This is a genomic window from Streptomyces sp. NPDC006739 (genome assembly GCF_042869815.1).
In the GTDB taxonomy this organism is placed as follows: domain Bacteria; phylum Actinomycetota; class Actinomycetes; order Streptomycetales; family Streptomycetaceae; genus Streptomyces.
This window is the reverse complement of sequence record NZ_JBIAGM010000013.1, coordinates 1-18,409: the sequence shown is the minus strand read 5'-3', so window position 1 is coordinate 18,409 and position 18,409 is coordinate 1. Positions and strand designations below refer to the sequence as shown.

At 69.4% G+C, this 18,409-nt stretch carries 17 protein-coding genes and 2 pseudogenes; 9 read left to right on the top strand and 10 right to left on the bottom strand.

Going from position 1 to position 18,409, the window contains the following annotated elements; genetic code table 11:
• Positions 1–138: 138 nt before the first annotated feature.
• The 3 genes from ACFYMM_RS24840 to ACFYMM_RS24830 all read right to left on the bottom strand — a co-directional run bounded on the left by ACFYMM_RS24840 (position 139) and on the right by ACFYMM_RS24830 (position 5,014).
• Complete coding sequence (locus ACFYMM_RS24840; RefSeq protein WP_388390125.1) at positions 139–492, bottom strand: TetR/AcrR family transcriptional regulator; 354 nt, start codon at positions 490–492, stop codon at positions 139–141.
• 115 nt (positions 493–607) lie between these two features.
• A complete protein-coding gene (locus ACFYMM_RS24835; protein ID WP_388390123.1) occupies positions 608–1,654 on the bottom strand; it encodes a zinc-binding dehydrogenase in 1,047 nt (348 codons plus the stop codon).
• Positions 1,655–1,792: 138 nt separating this feature from the next.
• Entirely contained in the window at positions 1,793–5,014 is a 3,222-nt protein-coding gene (locus tag ACFYMM_RS24830) for a bifunctional cytochrome P450/NADPH--P450 reductase (protein WP_388390121.1), read from the bottom strand.
• Between the two features lie 250 nt (positions 5,015–5,264).
• On the opposite strand from ACFYMM_RS24830, the gene ACFYMM_RS24825 reads away from it, so the two are divergent.
• The 3 genes from ACFYMM_RS24825 to ACFYMM_RS24815 all read left to right on the top strand — a co-directional run bounded on the left by ACFYMM_RS24825 (position 5,265) and on the right by ACFYMM_RS24815 (position 6,893).
• On the top strand, positions 5,265–5,924 hold the full coding sequence (locus ACFYMM_RS24825) for a TetR/AcrR family transcriptional regulator (protein ID WP_388390119.1): 660 nt from the start codon (positions 5,265–5,267) through the stop codon (positions 5,922–5,924).
• Between the two features lie 147 nt (positions 5,925–6,071).
• Positions 6,072–6,485, top strand: a complete 414-nt coding sequence (locus ACFYMM_RS24820; protein ID WP_388390117.1) for a hypothetical protein — start codon at positions 6,072–6,074, stop codon at positions 6,483–6,485.
• A gap of 177 nt (positions 6,486–6,662) precedes the next feature.
• A complete protein-coding gene (locus tag ACFYMM_RS24815; RefSeq protein WP_388390115.1) occupies positions 6,663–6,893 on the top strand; it encodes a hypothetical protein in 231 nt (76 codons plus the stop codon).
• Between the two features lie 394 nt (positions 6,894–7,287).
• Here ACFYMM_RS24815 and ACFYMM_RS24810 read toward each other — a convergent pair whose 3' ends face one another.
• From ACFYMM_RS24810 to ACFYMM_RS24800, 3 genes are all read right to left on the bottom strand, one after another.
• A complete protein-coding gene (locus ACFYMM_RS24810) occupies positions 7,288–7,617 on the bottom strand; it encodes an NIPSNAP family protein (RefSeq protein ID WP_388390113.1) in 330 nt (109 codons plus the stop codon).
• 41 nt (positions 7,618–7,658) lie between these two features.
• Positions 7,659–8,081, bottom strand: coding sequence for an SsgA family sporulation/cell division regulator (locus ACFYMM_RS24805; RefSeq protein WP_388390111.1), 423 nt, complete (start codon positions 8,079–8,081; stop codon positions 7,659–7,661).
• A 274-nt stretch (positions 8,082–8,355) separates the two neighbouring features.
• Positions 8,356–8,745, bottom strand: coding sequence for a hypothetical protein (locus tag ACFYMM_RS24800; RefSeq protein ID WP_388390108.1), 390 nt, complete (start codon positions 8,743–8,745; stop codon positions 8,356–8,358).
• Between the two features lie 332 nt (positions 8,746–9,077).
• Here ACFYMM_RS24800 and ACFYMM_RS24795 point away from each other — a divergent pair, with 332 nt between their 5' ends.
• From ACFYMM_RS24795 to ACFYMM_RS24785, 3 genes are read left to right on the top strand one after another with little or no spacing between them, the layout of a single operon-like run.
• Complete coding sequence (locus ACFYMM_RS24795) at positions 9,078–9,287, top strand: ferredoxin (protein WP_388390538.1); 210 nt, start codon at positions 9,078–9,080, stop codon at positions 9,285–9,287.
• On the top strand, positions 9,277–10,632 hold the full coding sequence (locus ACFYMM_RS24790; RefSeq protein WP_388390106.1) for an NAD(P)/FAD-dependent oxidoreductase: 1,356 nt from the start codon (positions 9,277–9,279) through the stop codon (positions 10,630–10,632). The genes ACFYMM_RS24795 and ACFYMM_RS24790 overlap by 11 nt, the downstream gene beginning before the upstream one ends.
• Before the next feature lie 30 nt (positions 10,633–10,662).
• On the top strand, positions 10,663–11,847 hold the full coding sequence (locus tag ACFYMM_RS24785) for a cytochrome P450 (RefSeq protein ID WP_388390103.1): 1,185 nt from the start codon (positions 10,663–10,665) through the stop codon (positions 11,845–11,847).
• Between the two features lie 31 nt (positions 11,848–11,878).
• Here ACFYMM_RS24785 and ACFYMM_RS24780 read toward each other — a convergent pair whose 3' ends face one another.
• Positions 11,879–12,514: a TetR family transcriptional regulator gene (locus ACFYMM_RS24780; protein ID WP_388390100.1), complete on the bottom strand. Its 636-nt coding sequence runs from the start codon at positions 12,512–12,514 to the stop codon at positions 11,879–11,881.
• Positions 12,515–12,943: 429 nt separating this feature from the next.
• On the opposite strand from ACFYMM_RS24780, the gene ACFYMM_RS24775 reads away from it, so the two are divergent.
• The gene (locus tag ACFYMM_RS24775; protein ID WP_388390098.1) at positions 12,944–15,448 is read left to right on the top strand and encodes a SpoIIE family protein phosphatase; all 2,505 of its coding nucleotides are present in this window, start codon (positions 12,944–12,946) and stop codon (positions 15,446–15,448) included.
• Positions 15,393–15,521: pseudogene (locus ACFYMM_RS24770) on the top strand (VCBS repeat-containing protein); the annotation flags it as partial. The gene ACFYMM_RS24775 and the pseudogene ACFYMM_RS24770, both read left to right, overlap by 56 nt.
• Before the next feature lie 191 nt (positions 15,522–15,712).
• Here the strand turns inward: ACFYMM_RS24770 and ACFYMM_RS24765 are convergent.
• The 3 genes from ACFYMM_RS24765 to ACFYMM_RS24755 all read right to left on the bottom strand — a co-directional run bounded on the left by ACFYMM_RS24765 (position 15,713) and on the right by ACFYMM_RS24755 (position 17,268).
• Entirely contained in the window at positions 15,713–15,874 is a 162-nt protein-coding gene (locus tag ACFYMM_RS24765) for a hypothetical protein (RefSeq protein WP_388390096.1), read from the bottom strand.
• A 331-nt stretch (positions 15,875–16,205) separates the two neighbouring features.
• Complete coding sequence (locus tag ACFYMM_RS24760) at positions 16,206–16,352, bottom strand: hypothetical protein (protein ID WP_388390094.1); 147 nt, start codon at positions 16,350–16,352, stop codon at positions 16,206–16,208.
• Between the two features lie 169 nt (positions 16,353–16,521).
• Entirely contained in the window at positions 16,522–17,268 is a 747-nt protein-coding gene (locus ACFYMM_RS24755; protein WP_388390092.1) for a hypothetical protein, read from the bottom strand.
• A gap of 531 nt (positions 17,269–17,799) precedes the next feature.
• On the opposite strand from ACFYMM_RS24755, the pseudogene ACFYMM_RS24750 reads away from it, so the two are divergent.
• Positions 17,800–18,409 (top strand): annotated as a pseudogene (locus tag ACFYMM_RS24750) (IS3 family transposase); the annotation flags it as partial.

Sequence of the window (18,409 nt, the reverse complement as noted above, 5' to 3'; positions counted from 1 at the left end):
AGAAGCGGGCTGTCGTCCGGATCGCCGGGCCTGCTCGCCACGGCAGCCAGGCAGCGCTCCGGTCATGTCATAGCCGCATCACAGCAACCACGAGCTCGTGCAACACGGCTCGAACCCGGCGCGACGCGATCTGTGGTGCTACGCCGGCGGCGACGAGGGGATGAGCATGCGGTACTGGTCGCCGACCGACCATGTCGCCAGGGCCGTCCGCGCCATCGCCTCCAGCGGATCAGTACCTGGGACACGGGTTGCGGCGAACGCCTGTTGAAGCGCCTGGGCTGCTTCCTGCGCCAACTCGGCGATCAGTGCTCGCCGGTTGGAGAAGTGTCCGTACAGGGTGCGTCGAGCGAGGCCGGCCGCCAGAGCGATGCTGTCGAGACTTGCGTCGGGGTCGTCCCGCAGTTTCTGCCGAGCGGCCGCGAGAATGCGTTGACGGTCCGAGCGAGCGTCGCTGCGCTGCGGAGCGCGGCCCGGGGAATCGGTCGTCTGCATGGTTCCGTCTCCACGAGTTCTGGCTTGCGGGAAACCGTGGGCGCCGGCGCTCCCTCACGCACCGGCGCCCACTCACCCCTGCCCAGGGTGGCTTATGGTGTCCTGTTGACGGGCGTCAGGGGACGAGGATGAGACGGATCGGGTCGCCGATCTTGTTCTCGAGGCGGCTGACCGCGTCGGCCGCGTCGACGAGCGGGATGTGGTCCGTGATGGAGGGGGCCAGGTCGAGGCGGCCTGCCGCGCTCAGCCGCACCAGCTCCGAGACGGACTCGGGGAAGCCGCCGTAGTGGCCGCGGACCTGCTTCTGCAGGTAGTTGAAGGTCAGGCCCTCGGTGATGGTGAGCGGCCTGGGCGTGATGCCGACCAGGATCAGGGAGCCGCCCAGGCCGAGCACGGAGGCGGCCTGCTCGCGGACGGCGGGAACGCCGGCGCAGTCGAAGGCGAAGTCCAGGCCCCGTCCGTCGGTGGCCGCGCGGACCTGGTCGGCGAAGTCGGGGGCGGCCGGGTCCAGGGCGTGGTCCGCGCCGAAGGCGAGGGCGCGCTCGCGGGCGCTGGGCAGCGGGTCGACGGCGATGATCGGGGCGGCGCCGACCAGGCGGGCGAGGCGTACGTTGTGTGCGCCGACTCCGCCCACGCCCCAGACGCCGACGGACTGGGCGGGACGAACACCGGCGGTGGCGACGACGGCGGCGTAGGGGGTGGAGACCGCGTCGGGGATGATCGCGGCCTGGTCGAAGGGGAGGCTGTCCGGGATGGGGATGAGGGTGTCCTCGCGGACGATGACGTACTCGGCCCAACCGCCGTCGTAGTCGATGCCGGCGGTGAGCATCTGGGTGCAGGGGCGGCGGCGCACGCATCCGGCGCACCGGCCGCAGGTCTTGCCGGCCTCCAGGGTGACGCGGGTGCCGACGGGCAGGCCGCGCTTGAGGTCGGGGCCGAGGGTGTGGATGACGCCGGAGACCTCGTGGCCGACGGTGACCGTGTCGGAGGTGGCGAACAGCGGGACGAGGGAGCCGTCGAGGAGGTGGACGTCCGAGAGGCAGACGCCCGCAGCCTTCACCTCGACCAGGACCTCGCCCGGACCCGGCACGGGGATGGGGACCTCCTCCACGGCGAACTTCTTGCTGTCCAGGTGGAAGCGTCCGGCGAGCATGGTGTCCATGAGGATCTGCTTTCTGTGACCGGCACCGCCCGGCGGTTCGGGCCGGTGGGATGCCATGGCGTGTCTGGTGGGCTTGTGGTGGCCGGGAAGCGTGCGGGGTGGCAGGACGGGGCCGCACGCCTCCCGGCGTCTGGGGGATCAGGCGAAGACGTCCTGCTGGTAGCGCTCGTCCGCCTCCAGCTGGGCGAGCCACTGCTGGGCCGCTTCGTCGTCGCTGCCGGTCTTCTGGCGGTGGATGGCGGCGAGGGCCTCGCGGACGGCGGGTGCCATGCGGCGGCCGTCACCGCAGACGTAGATGTACGCGCCGTTCTCGATGGCCTGCCACACCGTGTCGGCGGCATGGGTGATGGCGTTCTGCACGAACCGGGCCGGGTGGTCGGTCACCGCGGAGAAGGCGGTGTGGATCTGCGCGATCCCGGCCGCTTCCCAGTCCTGCATCTCCTGCTTGTAGAAGTAGTCGTGCTCCGGGTGGCGGCAGCCGACGAAGACCTGCGACAGGCCGACCTGGGTGCCGCCCGCGTGCTGCCAGGCCCGCTCCTCCAGGAAGCCGCGCAGCGGCGCGATGCCGGTGCCGGGGCCGATCAGGATCAGCGGAGTGGCGGGGGCGGCGGGCGGGGCGAAGGTCGGGGAGGGCACGCGGACGTAGCCGTAGACGACGTCACCGGGCTCGAGGGCGGCGATGTAGGAGGAGCAGGTGCCGCGGTACTGGCCGTCGCCGGACAGGGCCGGGCCCTCCAGCAGGCCGACGGTCAGGCGTACGTGGCGCGGGTTGGCCGACGGTGCGGAGGAGATGGAGTAGAAGCGCGGCCGGATCGGCCCCATCATCTCCAGGAACACCGCCAGCGGCAGCTCGACCGCCTCGAAGCGCTCCAACAGGCCGAGCACCGAGACCCGCTTGCCGAGGATCTCCTTCTGGTAGTGCTCCTCGGCCTCCGCCGTGTCGGCCGTGTACGCCTGGAGCTGCGGCCGCGTCCACGGGCACTGGGTGTACTCGGCGAGCGTCTGGATCTGGGAGCGGGTGGCCACGTCCTGCAGTTCCAGGAACTCGGTGAGCAGGATGCCGGCGGTGACGGGCACCCCGACCGGCAGGTGGGTGCGGCCGCCGCCGGGCTGGTCGAGCCGGAGCACCTGGTCGTAGTCGACGCCGAGTCGCCTCAGCGCGCGCTCCACCAGGGCGAGTTCGTTCTTGGCGAAGACGGCCAGGTGGTTGCCGGTGTCGTAGGTGACGCCGTCGGGCAGCTCGACGGTGATGGACTTCGCGGACGGGCGCGGCGGCTCGATCTGGAAGTCCCACAGGCCGGTCGCGTCGGCCACGAGCTCCTCGTTGGCCACCACGGTGAGCGGGTATGCCTGCTCGGAGACGATGGCGGGACGCACGTCCGCCTCGCTGAGGAGTTGGACCTGGAAGCGCGGGCCGCTCGCAGAAGAGGTGTCGGCGGCGTACTCCTCGGCCAGGGTGGCCCACAGGCCGTCCATCCAGCGACTGGCCATGCCGTCGAAGTCACCGGCGGCGTCCGCGATGCCGCGCTCGACGATGGGGGTGGCGCCGGCGGCCAGCAGACCTTCCTCGATCCGCTTGGGGAATGCCTGGTAGGTGGCCACCCACTGCGTGTTGCCGGCGCCCAGCAGCGCGAACCGCATGTTCGACAGTGAGCCTTCGGGCAGTCCGGTGGCGAGCAGGTCGTCGAAGCGCTGGGCGTTGTCGGGAGCCTTGCCGTTGTAGCTGGCGGCGACGACGACGAGCAGGCCCTCGGTGGGCAGGTTGTCGCCGAGGTCGTCCAGGCTCGTCAGCGTGGTGCCGAAGCCGGAGCGCTCGCCGCGGTCGGCGATGGTGCGCGCCAGGTCCTCGCAGGAGCCGAGGCTGGAGCCGTAGGCGACGGTCAGGTTCACCCCGACGCCGCTGACCGCGGCCTGCGCCTGCGTGTCGGCGGTCTGCACGTCCGCGGCGCCGAAGACGGTCCGCTCGTGTTCCTGACGGCGACGGACGATCAGCTCGAAGTTGCCGGGCTTGCGCGTCAGCGCCTCCCGTACGTCCATCTTGTAGTCGGTGGTGTCGGAGAGCTTGAACTTCTGCAGCACCAGCGCCAGGGCCAGGCGGGCCTCGGTGAGCGCGAACTGCCGGCCGATGCAGGCGCGTACACCGTTGCCGAACGGCTTGTAGGCGTGCGGGTGCTGCTGGGCCCGGTTCTCCGGCAGCCACCGGTCGATGTCGAACTCGTCGGGCCGCTCCCACGCCTTGGGGTGGGTGTGCAGCGGGCCCTCGAGGATGTTGACCCGCGTGCCCTTCTTCAGCTGGTAGCGGCCGCCGATGACGGTGTCCTCCAGCGGGGCCTTGCCGAACGCCGGGATGGGAGCCCACAGGCGCAGGGTCTCGTCCAGGATCCGCGGGATGACGTCCAGCTGCATGATCGTGTCGTAGTCCGGGACGGTGTCACCGGGCATCAGGCGGTCCACCTCGGCGTACGCCTGAGCCAGGACGTGCGGGTTGCGCATCAGTGAGTACGTGGCGAACGACAGCAGACCGCTGGTGGTCTCGTGACCGGCGATCAGGAACGTCAGCACCTGGTCTCGGACGTTGTCGTCGGCCAGCAGCATGCCGGTGTCCGGGTCGGTGGCCTCCAGCATCAGGCCCAGCAGGTCCTCCTCACCGGTGCCCTTGCCCTCGCGGCGCTCCTTGATCACGCTCTCGACCAGATCCTGCATCAGCCGGATGTTCTCGCGGTACTTCCGGTCGTCCGCCTTGCGGAGCCTGGTCATCATCGGCAGCTCCTGCGAGCGCCGAAGCGACTCCACCAGCGCGCCCAGCAGCGCGTTGAGGAAGGGATGCAGTTCCTCCTTGTCGAAGGACTTGAACCGGTAGCCGAACCCCGACAGGGCGATGGTGTCCAGTGTCAGGCGGGTGTAGTCGTCGGTGATGTTGACCGGCTGGCCCTCCCGGCGCTCCCACTTGCCCGCCAGATTCTGGGCGATCTCCAGCATCTGACCGTAGTACGCCTTCATGGCCCGCTGGCTGAACGCCGGGAGCAGGACGCGGTGGGCCATGCCCCATTCCTCTTCGTGCTGGTGGGCGGTGAAGAGGCCCGCGCCCGCGAAGTCCCGGACGTGCTGCAGCGGCGTTTTGTCGATCTGCTTGAAGAACCGGGTCTCGTCGCAGACCTCGGCCACCAGGTCCGGGTCGTAGACGAAGACCTGCTCGATACCGGCGATGTCCATGCCGTAGATGCCCTCGGGGAACTGCTTGGACAGCTCACCGAAGTACGCAACCGGGTTGGTGTCGGGGATCTGCGGCGTGTGGCCGAGCAGGGGGATCCCGCGCGGGGACCGGATGGGGCGAAGGTCGTTCGCGGAGTGCGTGGTCATGTCTTGCTCCTCTGCGCGGAGGGGGTGGAGGGGATGGGCAAGGGCGCTGCGTAGGTCGATGCCGTGGCGCCACACAGAAACATACGCCGTATGGAATTAGTACCGTACGAGGTATGGAAACCAGGCGCAACCCCGCCATGTGGGCCGGCGCTGTGATTCAGGTCATTTCCATACGGCGTAAGAAACTGATATCGTACGCGGTATGGAAAAGAAGGTGAGGCGTCCCCCGCGGGGAACGAGGAAGAGGGACGTGCCTCTGACCGAGGCCGGAATCTATGCCGCCGCCCTGCGTCTCATCGACGCGGACGGGGTCGAGGCGCTCACCATGCGCAAACTCGCCACCGAGCTCGACGCGAACCCGATGTCGCTGTACCACCACGTGCCGAACAAGGAAGCCGTGCTGCGCGGCGTGACGAGAATGGTCGGCGCCCAGTTCCGCACCGTGACACTTCAGGACGCCCCCTGGCAGGAGCGCGTCCGCCTGCTCGCCACGGACTTCCGTACGCTGGCGCACCGTCACCCCGAGCTGATGGCCTACTCGTTCAGCCACCAGCCGGACTTCATCCAGTCCGACGACCCGTTCTGGACCGCGCTCACCGCGATCGTGGAGGCTGCCGGGGTTCCGCAGTCAGAGGTCTCGGAGATCGCGGCACTGATGGTCGCCGTCGTCATCGGTGTCCTCGCCGCCGAACTCAACGGCTCGCTGCACCAGTGGTCGACCCTCAGGCCCCCCGGCTTTGACGATGGCGAAGACGGTGATGGGGGCGCAGACCCGGACTCTGCGGACATAGCCCTTGAAGGCCCTGACCAGGACCACATGTTCCGCCTCGTGATGGACACGCTGATCACGGGTCTGGAAAGCCGGCTCACCGGCGACCGGCTCACCAGCGGCCGGGACTCCGGCCTTTGAGCCACACCTTCTGAGGCACTGCGCCCCAGGCACTGGCCCCTGAGCCGCGCCCGCAGTCGGGCGACCTCAGGCTGCGACATGCGGGAGCCACCCCCGTCACATCGGGGAAGGCATGTGGGTGCGCGAGGTGTATCGGGAGACCACCTCTTGGAGCAGCGGGCGGGGCGCGGGCTGCTGGTGATCGCGCTCGCACGGATCGTGGTCATCACCTTGACGGACATCGGCAGAGGCACCAGTGTTCATCTGGGCCCGTTGCTGGTCATCGCGCCGACTCTGACCGCCTCCTTCGCCGGTCCGCGGCTGACCGCTCTGGTCGGGGCTCTGGCACAGGCGGCCCTGGAGATCATCTCGGTCTTCCACGGCGGGCTGACCACCACCAACCACGTGGCGCAGCTCATCGCCCTGGCCGTGCTGTCGGCTCTGGTGGTCTTCATTGCCTACGTGCGGAAGCGGCGTGCCCGGGAGCTGAGGCGGGTGCGGTCGGTGGCCGAGACGGCACAGCGGATGCTGCTGCGCCCTCCATCCCGACGGATCGGACCCTTGAGGGTGGCCTGGCTGTAGCTGCCGAGGACGAGGCCCAGATCGGGGGCGACCTGTTGGCGGTCGCCCGCGCCGATCACCCCTGCACCCGGGTGCTCACCGGCGACGTACGAGGCCATGGGCTGGCCTCCATCGGCGAGGCGTCGGTGCTGATGGGCGCGCTCCGCGAGGGCGCTCACCGGTACGCCTCCTTACGGCGTGCTCGAAGCCCGCTCACTGACCGGAGCCTTCTACCCGCTCGCCGAACGGGTCGCCTCAATCCCCGGCGCTCTGCTGCGCCGCCTTCACCGCGACCTGCTCGAACACACCGGTGAGCAGCTCACCGATGCAGCCGCATTCCTGATCATCGAACGCACCCCCTCGCGCCATCTGCACCGGCAGCACCTCATGTCCCATGCCGACGGATCTCTCCCGCCCACGACCGGCTGACCGTCCCCGCCGTCCCCGCCGGGTGGCGCAGTCACGGCGAGCGCGAGCGTGGGTGAACCCGTAGTTCGGTCCCCTGAGCACGCTCTGCGGATTCAGGGGACCCTGCGAGCCGCATTTCGCCGGTTGTCGATGGGTGAACCGCCGTTGCGTGATGCGCTGCGGCTGGGTGGGCGCTGGATCTCATCGCCATCGTGATCGCCGTCCGTCGAGTCGTTCACCGTGCCCGGGAGTAGTGACCACATCCCGCGTGGCCACCGCTCAGCTGACGGACCGACCGGCACCGCCGGCCTCACCGACTGCGTCCAGGCACCCTGCCGACTGGCGCGCGCCTTGGCCGAGTGACGCACGCCGGATGCCGGCGCTTCCGGCCGCGTCACTCGTCACAGGACGGCCGTCAGCGCAAGGGCGAGTCCACGGTGGGCGTCAGCAGGATCTCGTCGAGGCCGACGATCTGGCCGAGGTCGAAGCCCTCCATGTCCGCGCGGAACTCAGGACTCGACAGGTACGCCTCCAGCCGCTCCCGCGCGTCGTCGGCATCCCGGTAGGAAACGAGGGCGTAGAGCCGGGGAGTCTCGCTTCCGGGCGTCGCGGGCACCGTCCAGACGCCGTGCGTGGTGATCCGGTGCTTGGCCATACCGGGAATGTGCCAGGCCCAGATCTTCTCGTAGGCGGAGAGCGCGTCGGGACTGCGCAGGGTGTATACGCGAAGCTGGTACTGGGACATGGACACTCGTTCCTCTTCTTCAGGATGTGGATGGTCGGCGGTCAGCCTTGCGAGCGCAGGTGCGCCAGTTCGGCGTCCCAGTCGATGTGTCCGGACTCCGTGCCGCGAGGCACCTGAGTCTCGGTTTGCTCCAGGAAGGACCTGATGTCCCGCGCGGAAACCTCGAGCAGGGCGGTGTCCGCGGACGATCCGAGGACGATGTAGATCGACTGGTCACCCCGCCCCGCGGCCGACCAGATCCGGACGTCCGCGTAGCCTGCAGAACCCTCCAGACCATCAGCGAGAAGATCCCGCCCCAGGACCCATTCGGCCGGATCGTCGCAGTCGGCGAAGAAGATGGCGCGGACGACATAGGGATCAGTGGGCTCGTATCGAAGACGCAGGCACAGGGGCATTGAGTAGTCCCGCGAGACGACCAGTCGCACGGCCACCCGCCGCTCCACAGACTTCAAGGAATTCTTCATCGGCTTCCGCTCCTGGACGTGCCTCGGCGGCGCCTCGCGTCCGGCCGGCGGCACAGTGGCGGCGCGGGCTGAGGCGGTACGGCGGGGCGCGGGCGCCGGACGGCACCAGCGCATCGCTCGATCAGTGGGGCGGTCCCGCTCAGCCGGCGGCCGGAGGCATCGATCCCCGACAGTCGGCCTGATCCCTGCCGCCGGCAGGGATCAGGCCAGCCGAGGCCCGGGGCCTCGAGCGGTACCCGTCTCACCGGTCGCCGTGGACCGTGCCGTGGTGCTTTCAGCCCCGGCCGTCGTGCTCGAAGCGGTGTTCGTCGTGCCGGTACGACCTGTCAGACGTCCAGCCGTGCCGCTCGTCCACCCAGCGGCAGGAGTGACCGTCACGGTAGAAGTGACCCTCGCGATAGAAGCGGCCGTCGCAGTCGTGCCGGGTCGCGTCGGTGACGCGGTGCCAGCCATGGACCTCGTCGCAGGAGTAGCCCCGTTCGAGCAGGTACCCGACTCCGTTGTCCCAGCTGTAGTCGGCGGTCTCGACCTGGACGGCCGGCCGCTGGACGTGCGCGGACTCGAGGGTCGCGGCCGAAGCGGTGCCCCCGGCACCGAGGACGGCGACACCCGCCACCGCCACGGAGGAAACGGTGAGGGCGATGCGCTTCGTGAGCTTCTTCATGATCTTTCCTTCCCGGTCGGCGCGGTCGGCGCCGACGGCTTTTCTGTCAGGCGGTGTGGGGCGCCTGGCGCGGTCGGGCGAGCTTTTCCATACGCTGTATGAAATTACCCTCCGAATATAACCATACGGCGTACGGAAATGTCGATATGGCGCAGGCCACAATCGCGGACGGCTCCGCTGGCGCGTTCAACTGCCGTTCGATGCAGGCAAGTTGCCTGCTGTCGTGCCCTCGGTACGTCGGTGGTTCAGCCCCGTCGCCGCGACATGCGGGCCCGGGATTCGCGCCCCATGCTGGAGCTGAGGGGGATGTGGCAACGGAGGGAGTGGTGACGATGCGGACCGTGGTCGACCTCACGCGCTGTCAGGGCTATGCGCAGTGCGTGTTCCTCGCCCCGCAGATGTTCGAGTTGCACGGCGAGGAGGGACTGCTCTATGCCACGGCCGTCCCTGACAACCAGGCCGAACGCGTACGCCAGGCCGCGGCGGCCTGCCCGGTCCAGGCCATCCTCCTCGGGGAAGAGGTGAGCAGTGGTGCCCGGTGACCTGAAGGAGGGCCGGATCGTCATCGTCGGCGCGTCGCTGGCCGGGCTCAGGGCCGCCGAGGCACTGCGCGAGGAGGGATTCACCGGCCCACTGACCGTGGTCGGCGACGAGCCCCACGCGCCCTACGACCGGCCGCCGCTGTCCAAGCAGGTGCTGCTCGGCCAGGCGACGGCGGACACCACCGAGCTGCCGATGCGCCGGGATCCGCACGCCGAGTGGCGCCTCGGCGTGCGCGCCACGGGTGTGGATCTGCTGGCGAAACGAGTGTTGCTGGAAGACGGGGAGTCGCTGCCGTACGACCGGCTGCTGATCGCCACCGGCACCCGGGCGCGTCCCTGGCCGAACCCGGAGGAAGGCGCCCTGGACGGCGTGTTCACCCTGCGTACCCGGGAGGACGCCGCAGGGCTGGCCGAACGTTTGGACGCGCGGCCGGAGCGGGTGCTGGTGATCGGCGGCGGATTCACCGGCTCGGAGATCGCCTCGGCCTGCCGGGAACTGGGGCTCGAGGTCACGGTCGCCGAACGCGGCTCCGCACCGCTGGTCGGCGCTCTCGGCGGCACCCTGTCAAAGCTCGCGGCGGTCATGCAGCGCAACCACGGCGTGGACCTGCGCACCGGGGTCACGGTCACCGCCCTCAACGGCAACGGCGCCTTCACCGGCGCGGAGCTGTCCGACGGCAGCCGCGTGGACGCGGACGTGTGCGTCGTCGCGCTGGGTGCGATCCGCAACGTGGAGTGGCTGGCGGAGTCCGGGCTGGCGGCGGGCCCGCGCGGGATCGCCTGCGACGCCGGATGCCGCGCCTTCAACATGTACGGGATCGTCACCGACGACGTCTTCGTGGCCGGCGACGTCTCCCGCTTCCCCCACCCGCTGTTCGGCTACCAGATGCTGTCACTGGAGCACTGGGGCAACGCGGTCGAGCAGGCCGAGGTGGCGGCCCACAACATGGTCAACCCGGGGCCGCTGCAGCGCCCGCACCTGTCCATCCCGGTGTTCTGGTCGACCCAGTTCGGCCTCAACATCAAGTCCGTGGGCGTCCCCACCTACTCCGACCACGTGGTCATCGCCCAGGGCTCCCTGGAGGCACGTCGTCTGGCCATGGTCTACGGCTACCAGGGCCGGGTCACCGCCGCGGTCACCGTCGACATGGCCAAGTCACTCGACTACTACAAGCACCTGATCGAGACGGCCGCTCCCTTCCCGCCGCCGCCCGGAGCACAGGACCGGGCGATCGCGGCCGACATCCCGATCCCCTCTCTCGTGCCGGATCCGTCGGGGCTCTCCCACGGCCCGACCGTCGCCCTCACCGGCCATCTTCCCGACCGCCGGCTGACGGTGGTGTAGTCCACGTCCCGCCGACCACGAGGATCCGCCATGGAATCCGAGACCTTGCTGGCACGGATCACCGATTACGCCAGCCGCCCCAACCCCTACCCCTTGTACGCGGAACTCCGCGAGGCAGGTCCCGTGGTGCAGCAGGCAGACGGCAGCTACCTGATCGGCACCTACCACGAGATCGCCGCTCTGCTCCACGACCCGCGGATGAGCGCCGACCCCCGCACCCGGGGAGAAGTGGCCCACAAGCCACCCTTCCTCCGGCTCGACGACCCCGAACACCACAGACTGCGCACCCTGGCCATGCGGCCCTTCGGGCCCCCGCACAGCCCCGACCGGGTCGACTCCATGCGCGGCGAGATCGACCGGATCACCAAGGAACTGCTGGAGCCTTTCGAGGCGGGCCGGCAGATCGACATCGTCGACGACTTCGCCTACCCCCTGCCCGTCACCGTGATCTGCCGGCTGCTCGGCGTACCGCGCGAGGACGAACCGCTGTTCCGGGCCTGGTCCGACGCGCTGGTCACGGCAGCCGACGTCAGGCCCGGAGACGACTCCACCGAGACGGACAAAGCCGGCGAGCAGGCGCGGATGGAGATGGGCGGGTACCTGGTGAACCTCGCCGAGCAACGTCGCGGCAATCCGGGCGACGACATGCTCTCCGCCTTCGTCAACGAACCGGATCCGGCCCTGCGGCTCACCCAGGAGGAACTCGCGGAAACCGCCGTGCTGTTGCTCATCGCCGGGCACGAGACGACGGTCAACCTGATCACCAACGGCTCGCTCACACTGTTGCGTCACCCCGAACAGCTGGACCGGCTCCGCCGCGAACCCGAACTGCTGCCGCGCGCAGTGGAGGAACTGCTGCGCTACGAACCACCGGTCCACATGCGCGAGCGCATCCCGCACGCCGACATCGACGTCGCCGGCACCAGGATCCCGCGACACGCGTCGGTCATCCTGGCGCTGGCCTCGGGCAACCGCGATCCCCGGCGGTTCCACGAGCCCGACCGGTTCGACCCCGCCCGCCCGGACGTCGAGCATCTCGGCTTCGGCAGCGGAATCCACCTCTGCTACGGCGGCCCCCTGGCCCGGATCGAGGCATACGTCGCGCTCAGCGCGCTGCTTCCCCATCTCGGCAGCGCCCGCCTGGTCGAGGACCCGCCGCCGTACCGGCAGAACGCCATGCTCCGCGGACCCCGCAACCTGCCCGTACAACTATGAAGCCGCGTCGTCGGCAGACGGCACCTCGTCGTCACGCCGCAGCGGGAAGGGGCCGCCGGGCGAGGTCACGGGCCTCGTCCATGGAGAGGCCGAGCATGTGCAGGAGCATCTCGGCCAACATTCCGGCTGCATGGTCCCTGTCGGCCTCGGGCTGACAGAACCACAGCTGCAGGAGTGCCGGCAGGCTGCCGTTCAGCGCGGTCAGGGCGATCATCGGGTCGACCACGGCGAAGCGACCGGAAGCCATGCCCTGCTCCACGTCGCGCCTCGCGCGCGGAGCCAGTCCGCGGCCGGCGCATATGCGGCCGAGTTCGCTGTGGCAGAGAATCCGCATGATTTCCGGGTGTGAGTCGGCCATGCGTGCGCTGAGTCGCATGCCGTCGGCGAGGCGCTCGGCGGGGTCGTCGACGCCGCACAGATGTCGGTCGACGGTTCGGGCGAACTCCTCCAGGGCATCGGCCACGGCCGCGTCGAACAGGTCCGGCTTGCATGTGAAGTGGTTGTAGAACGAGCCGAAGCCCACGTCGGCGAGCTCCGCGATGGTCCGGATGCTGGCGCTCGTATCGCCCGAATCGGCCAAGAGCTTCCGCGCGGCGCGGAGAAGTGCCTGCCGGGTTTCGGCCCGACGGCGTTCGAATCGATTCCTGGGTGAGGCTGACATCGGCATACATCGCACTCAAGTTCGCCAGTTCTGATGATTTATTCATCACGCTGGTCGTGCGAATTGTCCAGCCGCAACGCCATCGGACCCCGACGTCGCGACCAACGGTCAGTTGATTCCGGCGGCGATAGGGGCCCACCTCGCCCCTTTGTCGCACCGTACGACCACATGTGATTGAACGATCAGTTTCGGGGGTCTTGACGATGAAGTGGTCGTATCTGACCATTTCATCAGAAGTGGGGAAAACGGGGCAAGGCTGGCGGATGGCGGGTCGCGGCGCAGCGGCGAGGTCGCGCACTGCACCGCAAACTCCGGCTCCCGGTACCCCCGGGGTCTCCGTCTCCTGCCCATCACCGTCCACCACGGCCACAGCCGGGCGGACCGTGCCCACATGCCGGCACCTCGTCACCTCCGTACTGAAAGGGATCAACCACGATGACGAATACCGACCACACGCCACTCGCCAAGCCGGTGAGCCCCAGCGAGATACCGGACGCGGCGATAGCGATGATCGATGCGGACGGGACGGTGGCGGCGTGGACGCAGGCCGCTGAGCAACTTGTCGGGTACTCGGCCGCGGAGGTGGTGGGCCGATCCGCCGCGCACGTGCTGCCGCCCTCCGAGGAGGCCCGAACGGCTTCGCTGTTCGCCGAGCAGTGCCGTGCCCAAAGTGGCTGGTCCGGCACCGCCGCGGTCCGCCACCGTGACGGCCACACGCTCAAAATGTCGCTGCGGGTCTCGCTGTTGTGGGGACAGAACGCCGGCATCCGGTGGCTGGTGTCCGTGACCGACATAGGCGCCCTGTCCTCGGGGCCTGCCAACGGACCGGTGCGGGAGTCGCTCCTTGCCCATGCACCGATCGGCATCGTCGTGTACGACCCGCAGCTGCGCTGCACCTGGGTGAACGACGCCATGCAGCGCCACGACGGGATTCCCCGTGACCGGCGGTTCGGACGCCGTCTGAAGGACTCGCTGCCCGCCGTGGAGGCAGAAGCGCTCGAGGTGGTGATGCGGCAGGTGCTGCAGAGCGGTACCACCATGGTCCACGAGTACCGGGCGTGGCCGCCGTCGGACGGGCGCCGTGAGCATGCGTTCTCGGCCTCGTTCTTCTGCCTCCAGGACGCGGACGGCGCGGCGATGGGAGCGTGCTCCATGACCGTCGACGCCACCGGGAACCGGCGGGCGCGCGAGCGCCTGGCCATCCTCAGCGAGGCGAGTACGCGCATCGGCAGCACCCTCGACGTCATGCAGACAGGGCAGGAACTGGCCGAGCTCGCCGTGCCCCTGCTGGCCGACCACGTCGTCGTCGACCTGGTGGAGTCGGTTCCGTTCGGACTCGAGCCCGCCGCACGGATCGGCACGACGAGCGGCCGCCGCCCTGTGTTGCGCCGTGCCGGGGTGGCCTCCATCGACCAAGGTGTCCTGGAATTGCCGGCGGTGCGCGAAGAGGTGATCCACGTCCCTGCGACCTCGTCATTCGCCGCCGTCCTGCGCACGGGCAGGTCTCACCTGGAACCGGTGCTGGACACCCATACCGGCCCATGGGTCGACCACGATCCGGCGCGTGCGCAGAAGGTCCGTGACAGCGGGATCCACTCGTTGATGGTCGTACCCATCCGGGCGCGGCGCTGCATGCTGGGACTCGCGGTGTTCGGTCGCTCCAAGGAGCCGGCGCCGTTCCAGGAGGACGACCTGCTCCTCGCCGAGGAACTCGTCACCCGGGCCGCGCTCTGCCTGGACAATGCCCTCCAGTACGCGCGCGAGCGCACCGCCGCCCTCGCGCTGCAACGCGACCTGCTTCCCCACCATGTGCAGGGCGGCGCCGCCGTTGAGGTCGCCTCGCGCTACGTGCCGGCCGACATGGACCACGGCGTGGGAGGTGACTGGTTCGATGTGATCGAGCTGTCCGGCGCCCGGGTGGCCCTCGTCGTCGGCGATGTGGTCGGACACGGCATCAACGCCGCGGCGACCATGGGCAGACTCCGCACGGCCGTACGCACGCTCGCGGACCTCGACCTGCCGCCGGACGAACTGCTGGCACACCTCGACGACACGGTCCGGCGGCTGAACGACGAAGACGGCGACGTCTCCAATCACGTGCCCGCGATGGTGGGTGCCACCTGTCTGTACGCGATCTACGACCCGGTCACCCGACGGTGCACGCTGGCGCGGGCCGGGCATCCACCGCCCCTGATCGTCGACGCGCAGGGCAGGGTCAGCGTCCCCGACCTGCCCGCCGGGGCCCCGTTGGGCCTGGGTCTCGGCCTGGTGCCTTTCGAGTCCGTGGAACTGGACCTGCCCGAAGGAAGTGTCCTCGCCTTCTACTCCGACGGCCTGATCGAGGCCCGCGGCGAGGACATCGACATCGGCCTGCAGCGCCTGGGCGCCGCCCTGGCACAGCCGGATGCCTCCCTGGAGGACCTGTGCTCGCGGGCGATGAAAACCTTGTCGGCTCGGGCATCAGCCGACGACGTCACCTTGCTCCTTGCGCGGACCCGCGCACTGAAACCCGCCCAGATCGCCTCGTGGGACCTGCCGAACGAACTCGTCACCGTCCCGACAGCCCGGCACCTGGCCGTCCGCCAGCTCAGACAATGGGGTCTGGAGCCGCTGGTGACATCCGTGGAGTCGATCGTCAGTGAACTGGTCACCAATGCGATCCGCCACGGTGGCGGCCCGAGCCGCCTGCGGCTCATCCGGCACCGGGTGCTGACGTGTGAGGTCTTTGACACCAACACCGGCCAACCGCGCCCTCGTCATCCCCGCACTCTCGACGAGCACGGCCGCGGCCTGTACCTGATCGCGCGACTGTCGCGCAGGTGGGGTTCTCGCTCAGCAGCAGACGGCAAGGTCGTCTGGGCCGAACAAGACCTGCCCCCCTGCAGCCGGCGCCTGGCGGGTCAGCCACCACTCCCGCCTCGTCGCCGACATCACCGGTGACGGACGCGTCGACATCGTCGGCTTCGGCGGGCCGGGCGTGTACGTGGCCCGCAACCTCATCCGCCGCTTCTGAACCCGCTAATCCTGCGAGGGCCTCCGCCGCTGCAGCACGGCGACCGGCCGTTGGGCGGCGAGGACGGTTACCAGGTCTTCCGGTCAGGAGCGGGATACGCGATGCCCATCTGACACCCGTTGAGTCGCCGCGCGAGGGCGCGCGCCGCCCGCACTGGCAGTGCACCAGTGCGGGCGGCATCGCGCTCGGTCTCAGCGGGCGAGGGTGACGGTGACGGGCTGGTCGGGGCATTCGGCGAGGTGCTGGGTGAGGGCGGTGTGTTCGGCGGGGTCGATGGTGAGGCGGTAGCGGGTCTTGTCGGCGACCCAGTCGGTGACGTACTGGCACCAGTAGCCGGCGTACGGGGCAGCCACGTGGAGGGGTCCTGGTCGGACTTGGCCCGGTTCGAGGCCGCGGACACCGCGATGAAGGCGCCGGGGCTGCAGGCGTTGCCGCCGTTTCCGGGCCGGCTGACGCCGCTTGTTCGTTGTGGGAACCGTCGGGCCCGTTGCTGCCGGGCAGCCCCGCACCGCCGGGTGGCCCGGGCTGCCCCTCGACCGCGGTGATCTTCTTCCCGTGCCTGCCGCAGGGCTCTGCCTAGGGCGAGTTGCCCCGACACCGTACCGGGCCACCAATGACCCAGCACTTCCCTGAAAGGGCAGGGGGGCAGGATCGGCGAGGCCGCTCCTGCCCCCTGCTCGTGCGTTACACCGGCAGCAACTGCCACTGCCTGCCCCGGTGGTCGCCCTCCGCCCGGCGCTGCGTGATCACCACACGCGCGTTGGTCTCGACGCCCAGAAGCAGACCGCTGCTCCGGTTCGCAATCTCGTAGACCTGGGGATCGTCGGCCACGGTGCCCACCGGGATCAGCCGCCAGTGCTGATGGTGTGCCTCGTCGCCTTCGTAGGCGCGCTGCGCGACCGCCGCCCCGGGCGCCCCGGGGCTTCGTCGACCTCCAGAACCTTCCCGCTGCGCACGTTCTCCATCATGTACACCACGTCGCCGCTGTCGCTCTTCCCGGTTACGACCAGCCGCCACCGCTGCGACTGGCGGGGAGCGGCGAGCGACTGCTGGATCTTGGCCCGTCCTTGAGCGACTCGCGCGTGACGCCGATCCGCAGCCGGCTGCGGACGCTCGCCCAGGAAACCACCGTGCCTGATTCGGGCAGTCCTGCCATTGCGGCCACCACGGCCTTCCGGACGCGGTTGTTGACGTAGTCGGCGATGTAGAGGGCGCCGACGCAGTCGACCGTGAGCCCGAATGGGTAGCTCAGCTGGGCGGAGGTGGCGGGGCCGCCGTCACCGCTGAAGCCGTCGGTGCCCGTGCCCGTGCCCGCGACCGTGCTGATCGTGCCGTCACCGGCGGCCCTGTGGACCCTGTGGTTCTCGGTATCGGTGATGTAGAGGTCGCCCGCGCCGTCCACCGCAACGCCGTACGGGCTGTTCAGCTGGGCTGTGGCGGCAGGCCCGCCGTCGCCGGAGAATCCCGGGGTTCCGGTCCCGGCGATTGTGCGGATCTGCCCGTCTGGTGTGACCTGCCTGGCCCGGTGGTTGTCGGTATCGGCGATGTAGAGGTTGCCGGTGCTGTCCACTGCGACCCCGTACGGACAGTTCAACTCGGCGGCAGCGGCGAGGCCGTTGTCACCGCTGAACCCGGCAGTGCCTGTGCCGGCGGCGGTGCCGATCTGTCCGTCGGCCGTGACCTTGCGGATCCGGTGGTTGTCGGAATCGGCGATGTACAGGTTCCCGGCACGGTACCGCCGCCTCACGCGGGCTGTCCAACTGGGCCGAGGTTGCAGGGCCCTGATCGCCCCTCGATCCAGGAGTGCCGGTCCCTGCCACCGTGCGGGCCCTGCCGTCCGTGGTGACTTTCCGGACTTGCTGATTGTTGTAGTCGGACAAAGCAGAGGGTGCCCGTGCTGTCCAGCGCGAGGCCGTAGGGACGGTCAAGCCGGGCCGCGGCAGCGGGCCCGTCGCCTCCGGGCACACACCCTTCACGCGATGCCGACACCGCGGGCGCACCAGGACTTCCCCAGCCCGCGCAACCTGCCGAGTAGCCGCATCGCCGCAGATCAGACGACTCCGTCGTTTTTGCGGCCGATGATCCGGCTGCCTTTACGGGCTGTCCGATGAGTCACACGCGACCCACCGGACAGGGCCTATCACCTACCGACAGGTTCTTAGTGGGCTCCGTTAGGCTGCTCTGGCTCTTGGATTTGGGCTGGTGGCGGGTGTTCTGGGCAGGGGGGTTGAATCGCCCCGGTTCGAATGGAGACTCGATTTCATGAAAGGATCGAGTCATGGCACGACCTTCCCGTTACCCGCTTGAGCTCCGCCGCCGTGCGGTGCGCATGGTCGCCGAGGTGCGCGACGACTACCCGAACGAGACGGCCGCCTTGCAAGCGGTGACGGAGAAGCTCGGCATCGGCTCCCGCGAGACGCTGAGGAACTGGGTGAAGCAGCACGAGATCGACGCGGGCCAGCGCCCAGGGACGACGACGGAGGAGTCTGCCCAGCTCAAGGCGCTGAAGAAGGAGAACGCCGAACTCAAGCGGGCCAATGAGATCCTCAAGGCCGCGGCAAGTTTCTTCGCGGCCGAGCTCGACCGGCCACACACACGCTCGTAGCGTTCATCGACGAGCACCGGGACCGCTTCGGCGGGGTCGAGCCGATCTGCAGGACGCTCACCGAGCACGACTGCAAGATCGCCCCTTCCACCTACTACGCCCACAAGAAACGACTGGCCGCCCCGTCCGCACGATCAGTGCGGGACGCTCAGCTCAAGGAGCTGATCAGCCAGGTCCACACCGCCAACTACCGTGTCTACGGGGCGAGAAAGGTCTGGCGTGAGCTGAACCGGCAGGGACGCGTCGTGGCCCGGTGCACCGTCGAACGCCTGATGCGCGAGAT